Here is a 21,248-nt window from a genome sequence, read left to right as displayed (position 1 = left end):
CTTAGGGCGTGGTCATGCGGCGGGCGGTGATGATCTTGACCGGCTTGGCCAGCATCTCGCCCTTCATCACGCCTTCGCCGGCGGTGGGCGAGGTGGGCGCGGCCAGGATCTTCTTCACGGTGTCCATGCCCTCGACCACCTTGCCGAAGGTGGCGAAGCCCAGGTTGTCGCCCGGCTGCTTGGGGTCGGCGTCCATATAGGTCATGTCGCCGACGCAGATGAAGAAGTCCGAGGTCGCCGTCCCCGGATTGGTTCGGCCCATCGAGATCGCCCCGTCCACGTGCGACAGGCCGGTCTTGGTCGTCGGCTCGTGCGCGATCGGCGTCAGGACGCGCTTGGGGTCGTTCTGCACGCCGCCCTGGACCAACCCGTACTCCGGCGCGTTGGGCACCTTGGACGCGCGATAGAAGGTGGCCCCGTCGAAGCGCTTCTCGTCGACATAGCGCAGGAAGTTGTTGGCGGTGATGGGCGCCTTGTCCGGATAGAGCTCCAGCACGATGGGGCCGTCGGCAGTTTCCAGAGCCACCCGAACCGGCGCGGGCGGCGTCTGCGCCGCCGCCGGAAGGGCCGCCGCCGCGGCCATGGCGCCCAGGAATACGCGTCGCTTCATCGCCCAACTCCAGTTTCATGCGCAGCTTAGCGCCCGACGAGCCGCAGGCAACGCGGGCGTGCGCCGTTTGCTCAGGGCGGGGGGGCTCAGTAGGCGCTGGGCGGCCCGGTGATAAGATTTTTGGGAGGACCGCTGCTCAGAGCGGTAGTCCAAGTGGCTCCCCGAGCAGGACTCGAACCTGCGACAAGTCGGTTAACAGCCGACTGCTCTACCAACTGAGCTATCGGGGATCACGTTGGAGGCGGCGATATACCCAGCACGAGCCGGGTGTGCAAGCGCTCAAATCGACTTTGTCCACAGAGCAAAAAAAGAGCCCGGCCGGAGCCGGGCTTGAAACGAAGTTCGGTGATGGTGGGGTGTCTTCAAGGAAGACCCCGGCATGGTCCCGCTCCGATGGTTAAGTGGCGATTAACGCTCATGGCCGCCAATGGGCAGACGCGACGCCGAGACCTCTCGACGGGCTGTGTTCTCGCCGCTACCAGGGGCGAAATCGTAAGACGTAGGGCGGAAATGCGTATCCATTTCACCGGCATAGCTGGCGCGGGCATGAGCGCGGTGGCCTTGATGATGCGTGACGCCGGCCACGAGATCTCCGGATCGGACGAAGACGTCTTTCCGCCCATGTCGACCTATGTCGAGGGGCTGGGCTTTCCGTTTCATCGGCGATTCGATGCGGCCAACTTGCCGGACGGCCTCGACGTGCTGGTGCTGGGAACCAGCGCCAAGCTTGGCGCCGAGAGCAATCCCGAGGTGATCGCGGCCCGTGCGCGCGGCGTGCGAGTCACCACCTTCGCCGAAATGCTGGGCGAGGCCACGCGCGATCGCGCCGTCACCGTGGTGGCCGGGTCGTTTGGCAAGTCCACCTGCACCGCCCTGATGGCCCACGTGCTGCGGCAGTCCGGGACCAACCCGGGCTGGATGGTCGGCGCCATTTCGCCGTCGCTGCCGGCGACCGGCCAGTGGGGAGTGGGCGAGGTGGTGTTGGAAGGCGACGAGTACATCGTCTCGTCGACCGACCCGCGCTCCAAGTTCGAACTCTACCATGCGAACCATCTGCTGCTGACCTCGCTGGTCCATGACCACGTCAACGTCTTTCCGACCTTTGAGGAGTACGAGGCGCCGTTCCGCATCCTGCTGCGCAAGCTGCCGGCAGACGGCCTGGCGGTGATGCGCGAGCACCCGGCGACACGGGCCGTGGCCGGCGAGACCGCCGCGCGCGTCGTCTGGTACGACACCAAACCCTGCGACGGCTGGTACGCCGCCAATGTCGCGTTCGGCGAGACCACCTCGTTCGATCTCATTGGCCCCGGCGGGCGGACGATCGCCCTGACCACCCAGCTGCTGGGCGCCCACAACGTCGAGAACGTGGTTGGCGTCGCGGCCTACCTGCTGGAGCGCGGCCTGGTGTCGGAGGCGGCGCTGACCGCTGGCGTGGCGAGCTTCGCGGGCATCCGCCGCCGCCTGGACCGCCTGACCACGACCTCGCGCATCCCGGTGATCGAGGGCTTCGGCAGCTCGTACGAGAAGGCGCATTCGGCCATCGACGCGATGCGGCTGCACTATCCGGACCGGCCGTTGGTCGTGGTGTTCGAGCCGCACACCTTCAGCTGGCGCAGCCGCGACGCCCTGCCGTGGTACGACACCGTGTTCGACGGCGCATCGCGGGTGCTGATCTGCCCGCCGCCGGTGCATGGCGCCGGCAGCCATCACCAGTCGACTTTCGAAGAGATCCTGGCCCGCGCCCAGGCGACCGGCATCGCCATCGAGGGCGTCGCCGACGCCCAGGCGGCCGTGCAGGCGCTGTCGCACCTGCGCGGCGACGAGGTCGTGCTGCTGCTGTCCTCCGGGCCGCTGCTGGGGCTGCCCGACAGCCTGCCGGCGCTGTTCGACCGTCTCTATGGCGCGCATGCCTACGCCTGAGGCGCCTTGCAATCGCCCGTTGCGGACCTCCACCTAGCGGTTGGAGGCTGAGGCCGTCCGGTGCAGCTTGCCTGCATCCAGGGGAGCGGCGCATGCCCACACGGCGAAACTTCGGACTGATGCTGGGGGCCGGCGCCTTGGCCGGCTGCGCGACCACGGCGCCCATGGGCTTCTCCGATCCGCTGCAGCCGTCGGGACCGCTTCGCCTGGCGCCGGTGCATGTGTCGGAGGATCGGGTGATCCGGGTGATCGCCGGCCTGCGTCCGTTTCGGCCCGGCGGCTTCGTGGTCCGCGCGGAGCCGTTCGGCGGCAAGACCCTGGTCCACAACTACGGCCACGGCGGCGGAGGCATCACCCTGTCCTGGGGGACCTCGCACATGGCGGTCAATCTCGGCTTCGCCGGACCCGAGCGCGATTATGCGGTGCTCGGCTGCGGGGCGGTGGGGCTGGCGACGGCGCGGCTGATCCAGCGACGCGGCGGGCGGGTGACGATCTACGCCAAGGCCCTGCCGCCGGAGACCACCTCCAACATCGCCGGCGGCCAGTGGTGGCCGGCCTCCGTCTACGACTCGAAGGTGGCGACGCCGCAGTTCATGGACCAGCTCGTTCAGGCTGCGAAGCTGTCCTACCACCACTACCAGCAGCTCTCCGGCCCGGAATACGGCGTCCACTGGACCCGCAACTACGTGGTCGACGAAGACCGCTTCGGCGCGGGCGAGCTATTCGCCCGCATGTCGGGGATGGCGCCGGAACTCAGGACCGCGGCGCCGGGCGAGCATCCGTTCGGCAAATCGACCCTGCAGTACTGGGACAGCATGATGGTCGAGCCCCCGATCTACCTGCAGGCGATGATTGAGGACGTGCTGACCGCTGGCGGCAAGATCGTCGTGCGCGACTTGAAGACCGCCGCCGACGTCCAGGCGCTGAGCGAGCCGGTGGTATTCAACTGTACAGGTCTGGGGGCAGGGCAACTGTTCGGCGACAAGGAGATCATGCCCGCTCGCGGCCAGCTCGTGGTGCTGCTGCCCCAGCCGGAGGTGACCTACAATCTGATGTCGGGCCGCGCCTACATGTTCCCGCGACGCGACGGGATCATCCTTGGCGGCTCGTTCGATAAGGGGAACTGGTCGACCGAGCCGGACGGCGAACTCACCTCGCGGATCCTGGCGGACCACAAGGCGATGTTCGCCAAGCTCAAGGCCTGAGCTACTCGGCCGCTTCCTTGAACTGCGCCCGCTTCGGGCCGAGATAGCCGAACAGGAAGGCGGCGACCTTGCGCATCTGGATCTCCTCGGCGCCCTCGGTGATCCGATAGCGGCGGTGGTGGCGATAGATGTGCTCGAACGGCTTGTGGCGCGAATAGCCGATGCCGCCGTGCACCTGCATGGCCCGGTCGGCGGCCTCGCAGACCAGGCGGTTAGCCCAGTAGTTGCACATCGAGACCTTGTCGGAGATCTGCTTCTCGATCTCCTTGTGCGGCATGCGATCCATGTCCCAGGCGGTCTTGCGGATCAGCAGGCGCAGCATCTCGGCCTGGGTGGCCAGTTCGACCAGCGGCCACTGGATGGCCTGGTTTTCGGCCAGCGCCTTGCCGAACGGCTTGCGGGCGCGGGCGTACTTGACGCTCTCTTCGATGCAGTAGACCGCCGCGCCCAGCGACGAAGCCGCCTGCCGGATCCGGTTCTGGTGCACGAACGACTGGCCCAGCCCCAGGCCGCGATCCACCTGGCCCCAGTAGCTGTCCTCGGGCACCCAGACGTCGGTGAAGCTGACCCGCGGGTGGTCGGTCGGCATGTTGAAGGTCCAGAGGTACTCCTCGACCTTCACGCCCGGCGCGTCGGCCGGCACGATGAAGCAGGTGATGCCGGTGGCGTCCCCGTCCTTGCCGGACGTGCGGGCGAAGACCATGACGTGCGTGGCCACGTGCATGCCCGTCGTCCACATTTTTTCGCCCCGGATCAGCCAGCCGGGCTGGCCATCCTTGTCCTGGCGGACGGCGGTGGTCTCCATGAAGGTGGCGTCCGAGCCGTGGTTGGGTTCGGTGAGCCCAAAGCCCGTCCGCATACCGCCGTTCAGCAGCTTGTCGCCGTCGCGCTCGTACTGCGCGTTCGTCGCGAACTCCTTGAACATCAGGATGAAAGGGTTGTTGCCGACGATCGAGTGCTCGTTCTGCAGGTCGTTGTGCAGGCCCAGCCCCTTGGCGGCCAGGTGCTCGCGGATCACCGCCATGTCGAGGTTGCTGCCGGCCTTGCCGCCCATCTCCTTGGGCCAGGCATAGCGCAGGTGGCCGGCCTCGTCGGCCAGCTTGCGGGCCTTGCCCAGCAGTTCTTCCCATTCCTTCTTCGGCAGGCCGCCGGCGTCCCAATCGGTGCGCTCGTATTCGCGGCGATGGTCGAAGTAGCGGATGTTGTCGTCCTGGTTTTCCAGCGGCTTGATCTTGGCCTCGATGAAGGCGTCGAGCTCGTCCAGATAGGCGACCAGTTCGGGCGGCAGGCTGAAGTCCATCGCATCTCTCCCTGTTTTGCGAAGCAGCCTAACCCAGGTCTGCGCTTCCGCCGGGTCAGGGGGATTTGTCGATCGGTCGACCGCTCAACGCAGTCCGTCGCATGCGCCTCGTAAGGCCGCAGCTGCGCCGATAGGCGGGCGGAGTTCCACTCTTCTCGGAGGTCCGCATGCGTCTTCTTCTGCTCGGTGCGCTGGCGTCGCTCTCGCTCGCCGCGCCGGCCGCCGCCGGCGTCCCGTCCGGCGCCTGGTCCCAGAAGTCCGACGGGCAGGAGCTCACCCTCGTGCCCAAGCTCAAGATTTCGCCCAGCATGTCGGCGACGGGCATGGTGTTGGGGACGAGCGGCTATGGCGGCAATTCGACGACCACGACCCTGCAGAGCGAGTTCGTGCCGATGCGCACGCAGCGCGCCATGTCGCTGGTCATCCGGCCGGACGGCGCTTTCACCTGGACCATCGACAAGAGCCGGCCGGCTTCCGCGCAAGGCTCCGACTGCAAGCTTCTGATCCGGGAGGAGAAAAACGGTCGTGTCCGGCTCGAAGGCGACCGCCTGGTGTTCGACGTGACCGGCGGAAATCAGAGCTCGCGCGACAGCTGCGATCCGACCAAGGCCTCCCGCGGACCGATGGCCCCGGCCAGTGAAAGCTACGGCTACCGGCTCTCCGGCGGCGCCCTGAACCTGACCGCCGCCGGCGGGGTGAACTGGACTTTCCGCGGCGGTTGACGCGGCGAGAGCCGTTTACAGTCGCGCAAAACCCCGCCCTGATCGCGCAAAAGCCAAGGGAGGCTGCGCGGCGGATGTCGGATCAGGTGCTGGAAGGGCTGCAACGGCTGGCGCCGGAACTGGCCGGCGAGGGGGCGAGCGTCGAGGGCCTGCAACGCCTCTCCGGCGGCGCCAGCATGGAAACCTGGGCCTTCGTGCTGGTCGGCCGCGACGCGCGCGACGAGCTGGTCCTGCGCCGCCGCACCGCGCCGATGGCGCCGGAGGAGGGCCGTTCGGTCTCGCTGGCCACCGAGGCGGCGCTGATCACCGCGGCGCACGCGGCCGGCGCGCCGGTGGCGCAACTGGTGCATCTGGCGCGGCCCGCCGACGGCCTGGGCGAAGCCCACATCACCCGCCGCGTCGCTGGGGAGACCCTCGGCCGCAAGATCGTCTCCGACCCCCGTTTCGAGGCCGTCAGGCCGAAGCTCGCCCGCCAATGCGGCGAGATCCTCGCCCAGATCCACGCCGCGCCGCCGCCTCCGGGCCTCAAGACCGTCGACGCCCTCGAGGAACTGGCCCGCTACGAAGAGGTCTATCGCAAGTCCGGCGCCGAGCGGCCGATCCTTGAACTGGCCTTCCAGCACCTGAAGAAGATCGCCCCGCCGCCCGTTGCGCCGGTGCTGCTGCATGGCGACTTCCGGAACGGCAATCTGATGATCGATTCCGAACGCGGGGTCAGCGCGGTGCTCGACTGGGAGCTGTCGCACTGCGGTGATCCGGCCGAGGACCTGGGCTGGATCTGCGTCAATTCCTGGCGCTTCGGCCGCGCCGACCTGCCGGTCGGCGGCTTTGGTCACTACGAGGACCTGCTGGCCGGCTACGTCGCCGCTGGCGGCCAGGAGATCCCGCTCTCGCGGGTGCTCTACTGGCAGGCGCTGGGCTCGCTGAAATGGGGCGTCATGTGCCTGATGATGTACGCCAGCTACGCCTCGGGCGCGGAAAGCTCCGTCGAGCGGCCGATGATCGGCCGGCGTGTCTCCGAGACCGAAATCGACCTGGTGACCCTGTTGGAGAACGGGCTGTGATCGAGCATCCGAAAGCCGAGGAACTGGTCGAGGCCGTCGCCCGCTGGATCGACAGCGTGCGGCCCCAGCTCGCCCCGCGCGACGCCTTCCTGGCCCGCGTCGCGGCCAATGCGCTCGGCGTAGTGAAGCGCGAGCTTCAACAGGGGGCAGCGGCCGAAGCTGCGGCCGTCGAGCGGCTGTCGGCGGTGCTGGGCCGGGGCGGGACCCTGAGCGAACTCAATGCCGATCTCTGCGCACGGCTGCGCGCTGGCGAGATGGATGCGGCCACGCCGGGGCTGCTCGCGGCGCTGCGGGCAAACATCACCGAACAGATCGCCATCGACCAGCCAAGCTATGCGCCGGAGCCGGGCTGACCGGCGAATTCCTGCCCTAGCGGAGGGCGCGGTTCACGGATAGAGCGGCGTCATGTTGAGCCGCAATGACTGTCTGGACCTCGACGCCCGCGATCCGCTCGCGGCGCGGCGCGAGTTGTTCGACCTGCCCGCCGGGGTCATCTACCTCGACGGCAATTCGCTGGGCGCGCTTCCCCGCAACGTTCGACCCCGCCTGGAGGCGGCGGTGCAGGACGAATGGGGCCGCGACCTCATCAAGAGCTGGAACACCGCCGACTGGATCAATCTGCCGTCCCGCGTCGGCGACCGGATCGCCCAGTTGATTGGGGCGGGCGCGGGCGAGGTGATCGCCGCCGACTCGACCTCGGTAAACCTCTTCAAGCTGGCCGCCGGGGCGCTGAAGGCGCGGCCCGGCCGCAAGGTGATCGTCACCGAGCCGGGCAATTTCCCGACCGACCTCTACATCCTCCAGGGTCTGCGCGACCTGCTGGGCGACGTCGAGTTGCGGGTGGTCGAGCGCGCCAAACTCGCCGCGGCGTTGGACGAGGACGTCGCCCTGCTGCTGCTGACACACGTCCACTACAAGACCGGCGCCATCCACGACATGGCCGCCCTGACGGCCCGCGCCCATTCGGTCGGCGCGCTGGCTCTCTGGGACCTCAGCCATTCGGCCGGCGCCTTGGCGGTGGACCTCAACGGCTGCGGCGCTGACCTCGCCGTCGGCTGCGGCTACAAGTACCTGAACGGCGGGCCGGGCGCTCCGGCATTCCTGTTTATCGCCAAGCACTTGCAGGCGAATTTTCAGACGCCGCTGACCGGCTGGATGGGCCATGCCGCGCCGTTCGCGTTCGGCGACGAGTACGCCCCGGCGCCCGGCGTGCTGCGCGGCCTTTGCGGCACCCCCGCGGTGCTGGGCCTCACGGCGCTGGAAGCCTCCCTGGACGCGTTCGACGGCGTCGACATGGGCCAGGTCCGCGCCAAGTCGATGGCCCTGGGCGACCTCTTCCTCGACCTGGTTCTCGAACGCTGCGAAGGCTTTGGGCTGGGATGTTCGCGCGACGCGGCCTCCCGCGGCAGCCAGGTCGCCCTGACCCATGAGAGCGGCTATGCGATCATGCAGGCGCTGATCGCCCGCGGCGTCGTCGGCGACTTCCGTGCGCCCGACGTCCTGCGCTTCGGCTTCACGCCGCTCTATGTCCGCTACGTCGACGTCTGGGACGCCGTCGACATCCTTTCCGACATCATGGCCCGCGGCGAGTGGCGGCAGGCCCGCTATCACGAGGTCTCGGCCGTCACATGAGCGAGAAGCTGCACACCCCGCCGGCGATGAGCTACGGCGACTATCTCGGTCTCGACACCCTGCTGGCCTCGCAGAAGCCGCGCTCGGACGAGCACGACGAGCTGCTGTTCATCATCATCCACCAGGCGTCCGAGCTGTGGTTGAAGCTGTCGCTGCACGAACTGCAGGGCGCGCGCGCGCACATCCGCGCCGACGACCTGGGCCCTGCCTTCAAGATGATCGCCCGGGTCAGCCGCATCCAGGGCCAGCTGATCCAGTCCTGGGACGTGCTCGGCACCATGACCCCCAGCGACTACCACGCCCTGCGCCCGCACCTGGGCCAGAGCTCGGGCTTCCAGTCGTTTCAGTATCGGATGCTGGAGTTTGTGATGGGGGCCAAGGACGCCAGCATGCTGCTCGTCCACGAGGGGACCGAGGTTCACGCCTCGCTGGCCGCGGCCCTGGCCGAGCCCAGCCTCTATGACGAGGCGATCGCCTTGCTGGCCCGGCGCGGATTCGACATCCCGGCCGCGGTGCTGAACCGCGACTGGCGCGAGCCGCATCGCGCCGATCCGGCGGTGGAGGCGGCCTGGATCGCGGTCTACCGCGATCCGGATAAATACTGGGATCTCTATGAGTTGGCCGAGAAACTTGTCGACCTGGAGTTCCGCTTCCAGCAGTGGCGCTTTGCGCACCTGAAGACCGTCGAGCGGATCATCGGCTTCAAGGGCGGCACCGGGGGCAGCGCCGGCGCGGCATATCTGGCCAAGGCGCTGGAAGGGTCGTTCTTCCCCGAACTCTTCAGGGTCCGCACGGTCCTCTAGGGCGGCGGCGGGGCGGTCAGCGCACGGTTGATCGCCTCGCCCAGGGTTTCGGCCAGCAGCGGCTTTTCGACGATGTCGACGCCGGCGGCGCGGGCGCGGCTGCGCACCTGGGCCGTCGGGTGGGTGGTGATCAGCAGAGCCGGCAGCCGCACAGCCCGGCGGCGCAGCACCTCGACCAGTTCCAGCCCGTCCATCCCCGGCAGCTGCAGATCAACCACCAGGCAGCCGTCCGCCGGGAGCCGCGGGCGGGCCGCGAGGCTCTCGGCGTCGGCGAAGGTCTCGACCTCGTAGCCGTCGATCTCCAGGGCGAATTTCAACGCCGTGCGCACGGCCGGATCGTCATCCACCAAAAGCAGCGGGGCAGGGCGCACGGCGGTTCCCATGGTTAGGCCGCGGCCTTCCAGGTCGGCTCGAGCTGAGCGTGCGGCGGGCAGGGCGCGACCGGGGTTTGCGGCAGGCCGACCATTTCGTTGGCGAAGCCGTGGTTGACGTCGCGGTGATGGGCTTCGTCGGCCCGCACCACCAGGACCACGTCGCGCAGGGTCGCGGTGTCGGGCAGTCCCCAGTAGCGCTTGGCGATCTCGGGCGCGGCCACGTTCGGGCTGCGGCCCTCGTCGATCTCGGCGAGGTAGTGCGTGTAGCTGATCACCGCCTCTTCCTCGAAGTAGCCGACCACGCGGTGGGCGGTCTTGGCGGAGACGAGATAGAGGCCGAAGAAGAACAGGTAGAACACCCACTGCACGGCCACGACGACGAAGCGTTCGAACAGCGTCGGCTTGCTGACCTCGATAAAGGTCATCAGGTGCATGCGTTCGTTTTCGGCCTCGTCCATCAGGGTCTTGATCCAGCCCTTGTCGTCGCACATGCGGCGCAGGCACTTCAGGTGGGTCAGGGTCGCACCGACCATGCCGGGCACCGCCGCGACGGTCTCCAGCACCACCGCGCGGTGGCCGTAGCGCTTGGCGAAGAAGGTGTCCGCGCAGAACCGCAGCAACTTCACGAAGCCGAAGGCGACGCTGTCTGAAACGCCCTGCGGCTTGTGATGGACGCTGGTGTCGACGAGGGGGGCGGTCATGTTCGGGCTCCTGCTCCGATGATGGCGAACAGGTACGCGTGCATGGGCTTGGACAGAATCCGTGTCTTCCTCTTAAGGGGTATCCCCTAGCTTCGCCGCGCGCGCCGGTGCGGTATCGGACAGGCGGCGCAACAGGTTCAAGGAAGGCCACGCCCTGCAGAACGGCTCGTCCAACGTCTGGATCGGCGCGGCGGTGGCGATCCTGGCCACCCTGGCCGGCGTCGCCGCCCATGTGTTGCTGGCCCCGATCGTCGGCGACCGCGTCGCCTTCCTGGTGTTCGTGCCGGCCGTGGTGCTGGCCTCGGCCCATTCGGGCTTGGCGCCGGGCGCGTTGGCGGCGATGCTCGGCGTCTGGTGCGGCCTGTTCCTGGCCCAACGGCATGGGCCGATCAGCGACGCCGATATCGTCAGCGCGGTGGTCTTCGCCGGTGTCGCCGCAGCCATCGTCGTCGGCGGCGAATCCTTCCAGCGCTCGCGGCGCGAGGCCGCCGCCGTCAACCGCGACCTGGCCGCGCGCGAAGCGCACCTCAGCTCCATCCTCGACACCGTGCCGGACGCCATGATCCTCATCAACGAGCAGGGGATCGTGCAGTCGTTCTCCAGCGCGGCGGAGCACATGTTCGGCTGGACGGCGGCCGAGGCGCTCGGGCGCAATGTCAGCCTGCTGATGCCCCCGCCTCATAAGGAGGCGCACGACGGCTATCTTGAGCGCTACTACGAGACCCACGAGCGCCGGATCATCGGTCTGGGCCGCGTCGTCGTCGGCCTGCGCAAGGACGGTTCGACCTTCCCGATGGAGCTGTCGGTCGGTGAAATGCGCACCGCCGACGGCCGTTTCTTCACCGGCTTCGTGCGCGATCTGACTGAGCGCGAGCGCACCGAAGCGCGGCTCAAGGAACTGCAGTCCGAGCTGGTGCACATCTCCCGGCTCACCGCGCTTGGCGAAATGGCCTCGGCCCTGGCGCACGAGCTGAACCAGCCGCTGTCGGCGATCGCCAACTATCTGCGCGGCTCGGTGCGGCTGCTGGCCAACGACCCGATCCCGCGCGAGCGGCTCAGCGAGGCGCTCGACAAGGCGGGCGAGCAGACCCTGCGCGCCGGCCAGATCATCCGTCGCCTGCGTGACTTCGTGGCCCGCGGCGAGACCGAACGTCGTGTGGAGAGCCTGCCCAAGCTGATCGAGGAGGCCGGCGCCCTGGCCCTGGTCGGCGCCAAGGAGCACGGCGTGCGGGTGGCCTTCGATCTCGACCCGGCGGTCAAGCACGTGCTGGCCGACAAGGTTCAGGTCCAGCAGGTGATCCTCAACCTGATCCGCAACGCCATCGACGCCATGGAGGAGTCGCCGCGGCGCGAGCTGCAGATCATCACCCGGCCGGCCCCCGACCACCTGGCGCAGGTGACCGTGTCCGACACCGGGCCCGGCATCAGCCCGGAAGTGGCCGAGCAGCTCTTCCAGCCTTTCATCACCACCAAGCGGCATGGCATGGGGGTCGGGCTCTCGATCTCGCGTACGATCGTCGAGGCGCACGGGGGCCGAATCTGGGTGGAGACCACGCCCGGCGGCGGGGCCACCTTCCATTTCACGCTGCGTAGCGTTGCGGACGAGGAACTCGATGGCTGACGAACTGGTGCATGTGATCGACGACGATCCTGCGGTTCGCGATTCCCTGGCCTTTCTGCTGGAGGCCGCGAACCTGACGTCGCGCACCTACGACTCGGCCGTGGCGTTTCTGGAAGCCCTGCCGGAGGTCACGAGCGGCTGCGTCGTCACCGACGTCCGGATGCCCGAGATGACGGGCATCGAGCTGGTGCGGCGGTTGAAGGGGCAGGGCTTCCGCCTGCCGATCGTGATGATCACGGGCCACGCGGACGTGCCGCTGGCGGTCGAGGCCATGAAGGCCGGCGTCGCCGACTTCATTGAAAAGCCGTTCGACGACGAGGTGCTGCTGGCGGCGATCAATGCGGCGCTGCGCGACGGCGAGAAGGACCGTCAGGGTGCAGCTGAGGCGGCGGAAATCACTGCCCGCATGGACACGCTGTCAGGTCGCGAGCGCGAGGTCCTGGGGGGGCTGGTGGCGGGCCACGCCAACAAGGTGATCGCCTTCGATCTGGGGATCAGCCCGCGCACCGTCGAGATCTATCGCGCCAATGTCATGACCAAGATGAAGGCGGCCAGCCTGTCCGAGCTGGTCCGCATGGCGATGCTGGCGGAGAGAGGCTGAAGCTCAGCGCTTCTTGCCCCCCGCGCTCCAGATCGCGACGCCGCCAAGGGTGAGCGCGAAGGCCGAGAACGAGACGACGACCAAGGCCAGATAGAGAGTGTCGAACGGCATGGGTGGGCTCCTGTGATGAGCTCACGGTGACGCTTTCAACCCCGCCGGAACATTCGTGAGTGCTCCTTAAGGGCTTCTACGGACCCGCTCGGCCCGGGAATCCGACGCCAGGTCCTGCGCGGCGCCAGGGCGTCGCTTTGCCCGTTGCGAAGATTCCTAGTGCTCGCTAGGAAATACTGAGCGGTCACCAGGAAAATGGCGAAGTGAGCGGGCGTCTTCTCATCGGACTCGACAGCGGCGGGGCCAAAACGGCGGCGGTGCTCTGCGATGAGACGGGCCGTGTCCGGGCGCGGGTGCGCGACATCGGCGCCGCGATCGTCGGGCTGCCCGACCTGCGCTTCTACAAGGTCGTCGGCCGGGTGCTGGCCCGGCTGTGCGAACAGGCGAAGGTGGCTTTGGGCGATGTCGAGCGGGTGGCCATGGGGCTCAGCGGGGTCGACTATGCCGACGAACAGGCTGAGCAGCATCGTCTGATCGCCGCGCGTTTCGGCCTCGAGGGCCGGCTGGAGCTGGTCAACGACGGGCTCGTGGCGCTGTGGGGCGTATCGCGGGCGCAGGCGGTCGCCTTGTTTCAGCACGGCAGCGGCGTCACCACCGCCTATCGCGCTGCGCCCGGCAGCGAGGCGATCTATGACAGCCTCGACGTCGCCGAGGTCTTCGATGTCCGCCGCGCCGCCTTCGCCCAGACCGCCCGGATGATCGACGGCCGCGCCGAACCGACCGAGCTGAAGGAGCGGGTGCTGGCCCATTGCGCGGTGCCGGCTGAACGCTTCGCCGAATGGGCGTTTCGCGACGAGGCCGCGCGCGAGCGGCGGATGGCGGTCGCCCCCGTGGTCTTCGCCGCCTGGCAGGCCGGCGACCTCGCCGCCGCCGAGTTGGTCGCCCGCGCCGCCGACGACTACGTGCTGACCATGCGGGTGATGGGCGAGCGGATCGGCGCCCCGTTCGAGGCGGCGTTCGCCGGCGGCGTCATCACCCAGGGCGGGACCGCCTTCCAGCTGCGGCTTGGCGAGATGCTGACCCGCCAGCTGCCCGATGCGCGCCTGACCCCGGTGGCCTTGCCGCCGGAACTCGGCGCGGCGGTGTTCGCCGCCTTCCGCGCCGGGCTCGACCCCCAGGCGTTCTTCGCCAAGCTCGCCGAACTGGAGGCCGCCTGATGCGTCCCATCGTCCTTTGCATCGTCGGCGCCGGCGGCAGCTACACGCCCGAGATCGTCGAAGGGGTGCTGGACCGCCAGGGGCTGACGCTCGCCGAGATCAGCCTGACCGATAGCGATCCGCAGCGGCTGGCGGTCATGGCCGGCCTGACCCGCCGGATGATCGCCGCCAAGGGGGCCAAGATCGCCGTCCGCGAGAGTTCCGATCTCGCCAAGGCGGCCGCCGGGGCCGACTTCGTCGTCACCCAGATCCGGGTCGGGGGCATGGCCGCCCGCCAGCTCGATGAGACGATCCCCCTTCGCTACGGGGTGATCGGCCAGGAGACGACCGGCCCCGGCGGCATGTTCAAGGCGCTGCGGACCATTCCGGTGATGATCGAGATCGCCCGCACGATCGCCGACGTGGCGCCGAACGCCTTCATCCTCAACTACACCAACCCCAGCGGTATCGTGACCGAGGCGGTGCTGAACCACACCGACGCCAAGCTGCTCGGCCTGTGCTCCTCGATCCCGCTGCTGCAGCACCGCCTGCGCCGCATCCTCGCCCCAGTGTTCGGCGAGGTGCAGATCGCCAGCGTCGGCCTCAACCACCTGGGCTTCATCCACCAGATCACCGCCGGGGACGAAGACGTCACCGCCCGGGCCATCGTCCACCTGGCCGCCAGCCACACAGCCAACGACGCCCTGTTCGCCTCCGCGCTGAAGATCGCCCCGTTGCTGGGCGCGATCCCGGTCGAGAAGTACGGCGACCTCTACTTCCATCGCCGGGCCGAGTTCGAGGCCATGGCGGCGGCCGAGCGCACTCGCGCCCAGTCGGTCATGGACATCGAGGCAGAGGTGCTGGCGCAGGCCGCAGACCCGGCCGTGGACCGCAAGCCGCCGGCGCTGATCCGACGGGGCGGGGAGGGCTATAGCGGCGTCACCTTCGACACCCTCGACGCCATCCTCAATGACCGCGGGGCGCGTATCGTGATGAGCGCGCTGAACAACGGTGCGGTGGCCGGACTGCCCGACAACATCGCGGTGGAGACGGTCTGCCATGTGGACTCCAAGGGCGCGCGAACCCTGCCGGTGGGCGAGATTCCGCTGGCCTATCGCGGCCTCGTCCAGGCCGTGAAGACGCACGAGAGTCTGACGGTGCAGGCGGCGGTGACGCGCAGCCGCGACGTGGCGCTGCAGGCGCTGCTGGCCCACCCGCTGGTCGGCGACATCGATATCGCTGCGCCGATGCTCGACGAGATGCTCGCCGCGCATGGCCTGAATTACCGGTGAGAGGGACGCGATGAGCCTCGTCGAACGCCTGGGCTATGGCCCGCACGACCGCCTGCTGATCTTCAACTGCGATGACGTCGGGTCTAGCCATGCAGCCAACCTGGCCTGCTTGGAGGCCATGACCTCGGGCCTGGCCACCAGCGGCACGCTGATGGTCCCATGCGCCTGGGCGCGCGAGGCCGTCGACATGTTTGCCGGGCTCGATCTCGGGGTCCACCTGACCCTCACGGCGGAGTATCCCGGCTATCGCTGGCGTTCGCTGACGGGCGGCGCTTCACTGCACGACGCCGACGGCTTCATGCCGGCCAATGTCGCCGATGTGTCGGCCCGGGCCACGCCTGATGATGTCCGCGCCGAATGCCGGGCCCAGATCGAGCAGGCGCTGGCCTGGGGCGTCGACGTCACCCACCTGGACTCGCACATGGGGACCAACCAGATCGATCCTCGCTACTTCGAAATCTACGTCGAGCTGGCGGCCGAGTTCGAGCTGCCGCTGCGCATGGTTGGACCGGGCCTGGAGGCGCGGCTCGGGTTCGCCGGCCGCGACCAGGCCGCCGCTGCGGGCGTCGTCTTCAACGATGAGTTCGTCTCGCAGTGGGGGCGAGCGACCGACGACCTGCTGCGATCGGTGCTGCCCAAGCTTGGTCCCGGCGTCGCCGAAGTGAACCTCCACCCGGTCTTGGATGGCCCCGAACTGCGCGGCTACGACAAGAAGGAGCCTGACATCCGCGTCGGTGACTATGCCGTGGCCATGGATCGCGGCATGGCCGCGTTCGTCGCCGAGCAGGGCTTCAAGCCGATCAGCTTCCGTCCGTTGCGGGACCTTCAGCGCTCCGCGGCGTTGTGATGCCGTCGATGGCCAGGATGCAAGTTGAGGCCGATGCTCGCAGCGTCCCCGGAACGCGGCAGCAACGGGGACGTGAGCGCCGCGCGGCGGTGCTGGAGGCGGCGCGGCGGCTGTTTTCAAGCCAGGGGTTCAAGGGGGCGAGCCTGGCGGCCATCGCTCACGAGGCCGGCATCACCGACGCCGGGCTGCTCTACCACTTCCCGACCAAGAACGACCTGCTGCTCGCGGTGATCGCCGAGGGCGACCGCGAGCAGGACGAGGCCCTGGAGAAGGTCCGCGACGTCCAGGGGCTGCCCCTGCTGCAGCGGATGGCCGAGTTCGGCGCCGACCTGGAGGCCGACCCGATCCTGACCGCTCTCGACGTGACGTTGTCGGCCGAGAACCTGTCGGGCGGATCGGAGATCAACGCCTACTTCGTCGGCCGCTATGATCGTTTCCGGGCGATGCTGGCCCAGGCCTTCGAAGAGGCGCGCCGCGCCGGCGACCTGGCGGGCGATTTCGACCCGGCGGTCGAGGCGGCGAACATGACCGCGGTGCTCGACGGCCTGCGCCTGCAGTGGCTGCTCAGCGACGGGGCGGTGTCGATGGCCGGCGGCATGCGCGCCTATGTGACCGGCGTCATCGCCCGGCTGTCGCCGAAACCCTAGCCCACGTCCGGCGGCAGCCTGCGGGCGCGCGCCTCGGTCCAGAGATAGAGCCCGAGCACGCTCAGCGCGACGACGCCGGCGCCTGCCCACATGGTCTGTTCGGGGAACGCCTCGGGGACCACGGCGATGGGCGAGGGATTGTTGGTCGCCACGATCAGCCCGGCCAGGGCCACGTTGAACAGGCTCTCGCCGACGATGAAGCCCGAGGCCAGCAGCACCCCCAGCCGCTGGGCCGCGGCCCCATGCGGCTTGCGGCTCACCCAGCGGTCATAGACCCAGCCCACCACGGCCCCCAGGACGACGGGCAGGGTCACGGCGGCCGGCAGGTAGATGGCGATGCCGACGCCCAGCGGCGGCAGGCTGTACTTCCCTGTCCGCCGCAGCAGTTCGTCGACGACCACCAGCACCACGCCCAGCGCGACGCCGACGCCGATGTAGATCCACGGCAGGTCGCCCTGGATGACGCCCTTGGCCAGGGTCGAGATCAGCACCGCCTGCGGCGCGGCCAGCGGCTGGTCGGAAATGGTGTGGAGGTTCGGCGCGCCGGCGAAGCCGAAGGCCTTGTTGAGGACGTCGAGGATCGGCGGAATCACGCAGGCCCCGGCCACCACCCCGACGATCAGCGCCGCCTGCTGCTTCCAGGGTGTCGCGCCCACCAGCTGACCGGTCTTCAGGTCTTGCAGGTTGTCGTTGGCGATGGTCGCGACGTTGAGCAGCACCGCGGTGACGAAGAGCGCGTAGGCGACGAGCGCAGCGTGGCCGGTCGGGCCGACGGTGTTGGCCGCCAGCAGCACCAGCAGCAGCGAGGCCCCCAGCACCGAGAGGATGGCGAGGCCCGAAACCGGACTGTTGGACGAGCCGATCAGCCCGGCCATGTAGCCGCAGACCGCCGCCACCAGGAACCCGGCGACCACGACGTAGAGCACCCCACCCGCGATCAGCGGCCAGATCACGCTCTCCAACGGGCCGGCGTTTAGGAAGCTGTAGAGCAGCACGGCCAGCGGCAGCAGGCTGCCCAGGATCACCGCTCCGACGATCCAGATCGGCATGTCGCGCTCGGTCAGCGGCAGGTCTGCGCCCTTGCCAGCGGCGCGCAGGCCGGAGGCGCGGATCGCGCCCGCCAGGCCGATCCAGACCGGCCCGGCCAGCTTGGCCAGCGTCCAGATCGCCGCCGCGCCGATCGCTCCGGCCCCGATGAAGCGGACATTAGGGGCCCAGGCCGCCTGGGCGATCTCGGCTGCGGTTCCGCTGGCGGCCGGGTTCAGGTGGGTCATGATCGGCACCGCGACGCCCCAGGCGATGACCGTGCCCACCAGCATGGCGATGCCGACCGCGACGCCCATCAGGTGCCCGGCGCCGATCAGCGCCAGCTGCAGCCCGCCGGCCAGGCCAGTCGCGGTGGTGGGAGTGGGGCGGAACCAGATGGCGACCTCGGCGGCCAGGGCTCGCATGCCCATCGCCGCGGCGATCGCCGCCGACCCCAGCGATCCGACGATCACGGCGGCCAGTCCGGCCTTGGCCTCGGCCCCGCCGGACGAATCGCGCGAACCCGAGCCGACCTTCAGCACCTCGGCGGCCGCGCGGCCTTCGGGGTAGGGCAGGTCCGAATTGGTGACCAGCGCCCGGCGCAGGGGGATGGTGTACATCACGCCCAGGACCCCGCCGATCACGCAGATCCAGAATGAGGTCCAGAACGGGAAGCCGGTCCACCAGCCGACCATCACCAGGCCGGGCAGGACGAAGATGATCGACGACAGCGTCCCCGCGGCCGAGGCCACGGTCTGGACGATGTTGTTCTCCCAGATGGTCGAGGTCTTCAGGCCTCGCAGGATCACCATCGAGATGACCGCCGCGGGAATCGACGAGGCGAAGGTCAGCCCGACCCGCAGGCCGAGATAGACGTTGGCGGCGGTGAACACGACCGTGATCAGGCAGCCCAGGGCCAAGCCCCGAAGGGTCAGTTCGACTCGCTTGTCGCCCGCGTCCATGCCCGATTCCCCCGGTGGCGCCGTGTTCGGACCAGTTGTGGCCGAACACGCGCGCCCCCGCCAGGGCATCAGGTCGACTGGGTGTTGTCGGGAAGGCCCAGGATCCGCTTGGAGATGATGTTGTTCTGGATCTCGGCCGAGCCGCCGTAGATCGACATCGCCTTGCCGCCGAGCCAGCTACGCACGGTCTCGATCTCGTCCTTGGTGAAGGCCTCGCCCTCCCAGCCCAGGCCCTGGTGGCCCATGATCTCGACGGTGAGCTCGGCGCGGGTCTGGGCGACGTTGGTGGCCGAGTTCTTGAGCACCGAGGCGGCGTTGGTCGCCCCAGATGCGCCCTTCGATTCGGCCGCCGCGCGGGCCAGGGTCAGACGGTGGATCTGGGCGTCCATCAGGTGGCGGGTCAACCGCGTCCGCAGGTCGGTGTCGGCGATGCGGCCGTCGGCGTCCAGCTCAAGGTAGCGCTTGGCGATGTCCTGCATCGGCGTGGCCCGCGGGCCGTTCGCCGCGCCGGTCTGGCTGGCCCGCTCGTGCTGCAGCAGCCGCTTACCGACCGTCCAGCCGACGTTCAGCTCGCCCAGCACCGCGTCCTTTTCGGCGCGGGCGTCGTTGAAGAAGGTCTCGCAGAACGGCGAGGCGCCGGCGATCAGCGCGATCGGCCGGGTCTCGATGGCCGCCTGCTGCATGTCGATCAGCATGAAGGTGATGCCGTCATGCTTCTTGGCCTTGGAGTCGGTCCGCACCAGGGCGCCGCACCATTGCGAATGCTGCGCGCCCGAAGTCCACGTCTTCTGGCCGGTGACCACCCAGTGGTCGCCGGTCTCCACCGCCTTCATCTGCAGCGAGGCCAGGTCCGACCCGGCGTTCGGCTCGGAATAGCCGACGCACCAGCGAATCTCGCCGCGCACAATCGGCGGGATGTGCTTGCGCTTCTGCTCTTCGGTTCCGTAGTCGAGGATGGTCGGGCCGACCATGGTCACGCCCATGCCGAAGGTCAGCGGGTTGAAGGCGCCGATCTTGGCCATCTCCTGCTGCAGCACGCGGGCCTGCTGGCCGCTCAGGCCGCCGCCGCCGTACTCGGTCGGCCAGGTCGGGGTGCCCCAGCCCTTTTCGCCGATGCGCTTCATCCACAGCAGGACGTCGCCCTCAGGCTTTTCGCCTTCCATCAGCGCCGAGGCGATGCCGGGCTTGCCGCGCAGCGAGGCGGGGAAGTTCTCCTCCAGCCAGGCGCGGGCCTGCGCGCGGAAGTCTTCGAGCTCCAGGTCGCTTCCGAAGTCAGCCATGTCCGTTCCTCCGCTTTCGCGGACAAACTATTGGCTGCCGCGGGCGCGGCAAGGCGCCCGTCGCGTAAGCCTGCGCAGATTTCCGCAGGGCCGGGCGGGAACCATCGGGCGAATTTCCGCCGCTAGGGAGTGTTTCCAGGCGGTCCCTGGCGCAGGTTCCAGGACTGCGTGTCACGGATCTCGGAGCGCTGCAGAAACGGCGGCTGCGCGTCGCGCAACAGCACGGCAAGACGTCCGACAAGGTCGCTTATTTGACTGCGGGTCAGCGCCCCGCGTGCCTGGCTGACGGTTCTGTCGCCCATAGCCCACCTTCCAACCCCACGGCGCTTCGACGGCGCAACGGGCTCCCATGACCAGCATAGAGGCCAGACCTGTTAAGGAAAGCTAGGGAAATCCCTTGCGGGGTGTGATCTTCCGTATACGTCACCTCTCGCGTGTAGGCGGGCGGGCCGTCGCGGGGCGGAACATGCGGGCGCATCGGACGCCTGCCAGGCTGCCGACGCCGGTGGAAAGTCGTTGTTTCGTGGGAAAATTTGGAGGCCTGACCGAGAATCGAACTCGGGTTCACGGATTTGCAGTCCGCTGCGTCACCACTCCGCCATCAGGCCGCCGCCGGCCGGAGCCGGGGAGGGCGGATCGCTAACAGAACCGATCGCTCCCTGCAATCCTCTCTCACCTCTCTCATGGGCCGATTGCCTTCACGTCAGCGGCGGACCTATAAGCGCGCCAAGTTTCCAATCTTGCGTCTGCCCCGTCGAGGATACATGGCCGCCGATTTCGTCGCCGCCCGGCTCAACATGGTCGAGAGCCAAGTTCGCACCAACGACGTGACCGACGTGCGTCTGCACGACGCCATGCGTGCGATCCCGCGTGAGGCGCTGATCCCGGCCGACAAGGGTTTCCAGGCCTATGCCGACGTCGACGTCGAATACGCGCCGGGCCGCTACCTGCTGCGGCCGCGTGAAGTCTCCAAGCTGTTGCAGGCGGCCAAGCCGGTCGAGGGCGAGCGGGCTTTGGCCATCGCCGCGCCTTATGCCGCAACGGTGCTCGAGACGATCGGCCTGGACGTGACTCGCTTCGACGCCGAGGAACTCAAGGCGCTGCCCGGCGGTGATTACGATCTCATCGTCGTCGAGGGAGCGGTCACCCGCGCGCCCCAGACCTGGCTCGACGCGCTGGCCCCGGGCGGTCGTCTGCTGGTGATCGAACGGAACGGACCTACCGGCCAAGCTGTTTACTATGTCCGCGCCGATGACGGCGTGGGCCGTCGCACGCTGTTTGACGCCATGGCGCCTGTTCTGCCTGGCTTCGAACCGAAGGCGGGGTTTGCGTTCTAGGTCGAGGCGATCCTCGCGTGCAGATGGCGCACGTGAAACATGGCCGAAACCTTGGGG

The 21,248-nt window shown here is 68.6% G+C and carries 20 protein-coding genes and 2 tRNA genes; 14 read left to right on the top strand and 8 right to left on the bottom strand.

The annotated features are described in order from the left end of the window. Nucleotide 1: 1 nt before the first annotated feature. Nucleotides 2-610, bottom strand: a complete 609-nt coding sequence (locus C0481_RS03245; RefSeq protein ID WP_293400631.1) for a peptidylprolyl isomerase — start codon at nucleotides 608-610, stop codon at nucleotides 2-4. A 154-nt stretch (nucleotides 611-764) separates the two neighbouring features. Then, a tRNA-Asn gene (locus C0481_RS03240) sits at nucleotides 765-840 on the bottom strand. A 280-nt stretch (nucleotides 841-1,120) separates the two neighbouring features. Here C0481_RS03240 and C0481_RS03235 point away from each other — a divergent pair. Together C0481_RS03235 and C0481_RS03230 are read left to right on the top strand one after the other, a co-directional pair. Then, nucleotides 1,121-2,530, top strand: a complete 1,410-nt coding sequence (locus tag C0481_RS03235) for a Mur ligase family protein (RefSeq protein ID WP_293400629.1) — start codon at nucleotides 1,121-1,123, stop codon at nucleotides 2,528-2,530. Between the two features lie 92 nt (nucleotides 2,531-2,622). After that, entirely contained in the window at nucleotides 2,623-3,735 is a 1,113-nt protein-coding gene (locus C0481_RS03230; protein WP_293400627.1) for an FAD-dependent oxidoreductase, read from the top strand. 1 nt (nucleotide 3,736) lies between these two features. On the opposite strand, the gene C0481_RS03225 is transcribed toward C0481_RS03230, so the two are convergent. Beyond that, nucleotides 3,737-5,035: an acyl-CoA dehydrogenase family protein gene (locus tag C0481_RS03225; protein ID WP_293400625.1), complete on the bottom strand. Its 1,299-nt coding sequence runs from the start codon at nucleotides 5,033-5,035 to the stop codon at nucleotides 3,737-3,739. Between the two features lie 167 nt (nucleotides 5,036-5,202). On the opposite strand from C0481_RS03225, the gene C0481_RS03220 reads away from it, so the two are divergent. The 5 genes from C0481_RS03220 (at nucleotide 5,203) to kynA (ending at nucleotide 9,256) form a co-directional block, all read left to right on the top strand. Continuing rightward, entirely contained in the window at nucleotides 5,203-5,757 is a 555-nt protein-coding gene (locus C0481_RS03220; protein WP_293400623.1) for a hypothetical protein, read from the top strand. A gap of 74 nt (nucleotides 5,758-5,831) precedes the next feature. Continuing rightward, complete coding sequence (locus C0481_RS03215; protein ID WP_293400621.1) at nucleotides 5,832-6,821, top strand: phosphotransferase family protein; 990 nt, start codon at nucleotides 5,832-5,834, stop codon at nucleotides 6,819-6,821. Next, nucleotides 6,818-7,174, top strand: a complete 357-nt coding sequence (locus tag C0481_RS03210; protein ID WP_293400619.1) for a DUF6285 domain-containing protein — start codon at nucleotides 6,818-6,820, stop codon at nucleotides 7,172-7,174. Before C0481_RS03215 ends, C0481_RS03210 begins: the two co-directional genes overlap by 4 nt. A 52-nt stretch (nucleotides 7,175-7,226) precedes the next feature. Beyond that, entirely contained in the window at nucleotides 7,227-8,453 is a 1,227-nt protein-coding gene (kynU, locus tag C0481_RS03205) for a kynureninase (protein WP_293400617.1), read from the top strand. After that, a complete protein-coding gene (gene kynA, locus C0481_RS03200; RefSeq protein ID WP_293400615.1) occupies nucleotides 8,450-9,256 on the top strand; it encodes a tryptophan 2,3-dioxygenase in 807 nt (268 codons plus the stop codon). The genes kynU and kynA overlap by 4 nt, the downstream gene beginning before the upstream one ends. Here kynA and C0481_RS03195 read toward each other — a convergent pair. Further along, entirely contained in the window at nucleotides 9,253-9,639 is a 387-nt protein-coding gene (locus tag C0481_RS03195) for a response regulator (RefSeq protein WP_293400613.1), read from the bottom strand. The genes kynA and C0481_RS03195 overlap by 4 nt on opposite strands. A 2-nt stretch (nucleotides 9,640-9,641) precedes the next feature. Next, entirely contained in the window at nucleotides 9,642-10,331 is a 690-nt protein-coding gene (locus C0481_RS03190; RefSeq protein WP_293400611.1) for an alternative oxidase, read from the bottom strand. Between the two features lie 193 nt (nucleotides 10,332-10,524). On the opposite strand from C0481_RS03190, the gene C0481_RS03185 reads away from it, so the two are divergent. The 6 genes from C0481_RS03185 to C0481_RS03160 all read left to right on the top strand — a co-directional run bounded on the left by C0481_RS03185 (nucleotide 10,525) and on the right by C0481_RS03160 (nucleotide 16,586). After that, nucleotides 10,525-11,952: a PAS domain S-box protein gene (locus C0481_RS03185; RefSeq protein ID WP_293400609.1), complete on the top strand. Its 1,428-nt coding sequence runs from the start codon at nucleotides 10,525-10,527 to the stop codon at nucleotides 11,950-11,952. Then, nucleotides 11,945-12,553: a response regulator FixJ gene (gene fixJ, locus C0481_RS03180; RefSeq protein WP_293400607.1), complete on the top strand. Its 609-nt coding sequence runs from the start codon at nucleotides 11,945-11,947 to the stop codon at nucleotides 12,551-12,553. The genes C0481_RS03185 and fixJ overlap by 8 nt, the downstream gene beginning before the upstream one ends. Before the next feature lie 314 nt (nucleotides 12,554-12,867). Beyond that, on the top strand, nucleotides 12,868-13,821 hold the full coding sequence (locus C0481_RS03175) for a BadF/BadG/BcrA/BcrD ATPase family protein (protein WP_293400605.1): 954 nt from the start codon (nucleotides 12,868-12,870) through the stop codon (nucleotides 13,819-13,821). Continuing rightward, on the top strand, nucleotides 13,821-15,092 hold the full coding sequence (locus C0481_RS03170) for a hypothetical protein (RefSeq protein ID WP_293400603.1): 1,272 nt from the start codon (nucleotides 13,821-13,823) through the stop codon (nucleotides 15,090-15,092). The genes C0481_RS03175 and C0481_RS03170 overlap by 1 nt, the downstream gene beginning before the upstream one ends. A 10-nt stretch (nucleotides 15,093-15,102) precedes the next feature. After that, a complete protein-coding gene (locus tag C0481_RS03165; protein WP_293400601.1) occupies nucleotides 15,103-15,939 on the top strand; it encodes a polysaccharide deacetylase family protein in 837 nt (278 codons plus the stop codon). 8 nt (nucleotides 15,940-15,947) lie between these two features. Beyond that, nucleotides 15,948-16,586 (top strand): TetR/AcrR family transcriptional regulator, encoded by a 639-nt coding sequence (locus C0481_RS03160; protein WP_293400599.1) that lies wholly within the window; start codon nucleotides 15,948-15,950, stop codon nucleotides 16,584-16,586. Here C0481_RS03160 and C0481_RS03155 read toward each other — a convergent pair. The 3 genes from C0481_RS03155 to C0481_RS03145 form a co-directional block, all read right to left on the bottom strand. Further along, nucleotides 16,583-18,574, bottom strand: a complete 1,992-nt coding sequence (locus C0481_RS03155; protein WP_293400597.1) for an oligopeptide transporter, OPT family — start codon at nucleotides 18,572-18,574, stop codon at nucleotides 16,583-16,585. The genes C0481_RS03160 and C0481_RS03155 overlap by 4 nt on opposite strands. Nucleotides 18,575-18,642: 68 nt before the next feature. After that, nucleotides 18,643-19,854 (bottom strand): acyl-CoA dehydrogenase family protein, encoded by a 1,212-nt coding sequence (locus tag C0481_RS03150; RefSeq protein ID WP_293400595.1) that lies wholly within the window; start codon nucleotides 19,852-19,854, stop codon nucleotides 18,643-18,645. Between the two features lie 534 nt (nucleotides 19,855-20,388). Beyond that, nucleotides 20,389-20,462 (bottom strand) — tRNA-Cys (locus C0481_RS03145). 156 nt (nucleotides 20,463-20,618) lie between these two features. On the opposite strand from C0481_RS03145, the gene C0481_RS03140 reads away from it, so the two are divergent. Further along, complete coding sequence (locus C0481_RS03140; RefSeq protein ID WP_293400593.1) at nucleotides 20,619-21,191, top strand: protein-L-isoaspartate O-methyltransferase; 573 nt, start codon at nucleotides 20,619-20,621, stop codon at nucleotides 21,189-21,191. Nucleotides 21,192-21,248: the final 57 nt, after the last annotated feature.

The organism is Phenylobacterium sp. (assembly GCF_013822795.1).
Classification (GTDB): domain Bacteria; phylum Pseudomonadota; class Alphaproteobacteria; order Caulobacterales; family Caulobacteraceae; genus Phenylobacterium.
The sequence above is the reverse complement of the archived record's forward strand: the minus strand, read 5'-3'. Positions and strand labels throughout refer to the sequence as shown.

Bases quoted from the DNA above. Each gene is read 5' to 3' on its own strand.
- C0481_RS03245 (WP_293400631.1), bottom strand. From the start codon at position 610: ATGAAGCGACGCGTATTCCTGGGCGCCATGGCCGCGGCGGCGGCCCTT.
- C0481_RS03235 (WP_293400629.1), top strand. From the start codon at position 1,121: ATGCGTATCCATTTCACCGGCATAGCTGGCGCGGGCATGAGCGCGGTG.
- C0481_RS03230 (WP_293400627.1), top strand. From the start codon at position 2,623: ATGCCCACACGGCGAAACTTCGGACTGATGCTGGGGGCCGGCGCCTTG.
- C0481_RS03225 (WP_293400625.1), bottom strand. From the start codon at position 5,035: ATGGACTTCAGCCTGCCGCCCGAACTGGTCGCCTATCTGGACGAGCTC.
- C0481_RS03220 (WP_293400623.1), top strand. From the start codon at position 5,203: ATGCGTCTTCTTCTGCTCGGTGCGCTGGCGTCGCTCTCGCTCGCCGCG.
- C0481_RS03215 (WP_293400621.1), top strand. From the start codon at position 5,832: ATGTCGGATCAGGTGCTGGAAGGGCTGCAACGGCTGGCGCCGGAACTG.
- kynU (WP_293400617.1), top strand. From the start codon at position 7,227: ATGTTGAGCCGCAATGACTGTCTGGACCTCGACGCCCGCGATCCGCTC.
- kynA (WP_293400615.1), top strand. From the start codon at position 8,450: ATGAGCGAGAAGCTGCACACCCCGCCGGCGATGAGCTACGGCGACTAT.
- C0481_RS03195 (WP_293400613.1), bottom strand. From the start codon at position 9,639: ATGGGAACCGCCGTGCGCCCTGCCCCGCTGCTTTTGGTGGATGACGAT.
- C0481_RS03190 (WP_293400611.1), bottom strand. From the start codon at position 10,331: ATGACCGCCCCCCTCGTCGACACCAGCGTCCATCACAAGCCGCAGGGC.
- fixJ (WP_293400607.1), top strand. From the start codon at position 11,945: ATGGCTGACGAACTGGTGCATGTGATCGACGACGATCCTGCGGTTCGC.
- C0481_RS03170 (WP_293400603.1), top strand. From the start codon at position 13,821: ATGCGTCCCATCGTCCTTTGCATCGTCGGCGCCGGCGGCAGCTACACG.
- C0481_RS03165 (WP_293400601.1), top strand. From the start codon at position 15,103: ATGAGCCTCGTCGAACGCCTGGGCTATGGCCCGCACGACCGCCTGCTG.
- C0481_RS03160 (WP_293400599.1), top strand. From the start codon at position 15,948: ATGGCCAGGATGCAAGTTGAGGCCGATGCTCGCAGCGTCCCCGGAACG.
- C0481_RS03155 (WP_293400597.1), bottom strand. From the start codon at position 18,574: ATGGACGCGGGCGACAAGCGAGTCGAACTGACCCTTCGGGGCTTGGCC.
- C0481_RS03150 (WP_293400595.1), bottom strand. From the start codon at position 19,854: ATGGCTGACTTCGGAAGCGACCTGGAGCTCGAAGACTTCCGCGCGCAG.
- C0481_RS03140 (WP_293400593.1), top strand. From the start codon at position 20,619: ATGGCCGCCGATTTCGTCGCCGCCCGGCTCAACATGGTCGAGAGCCAA.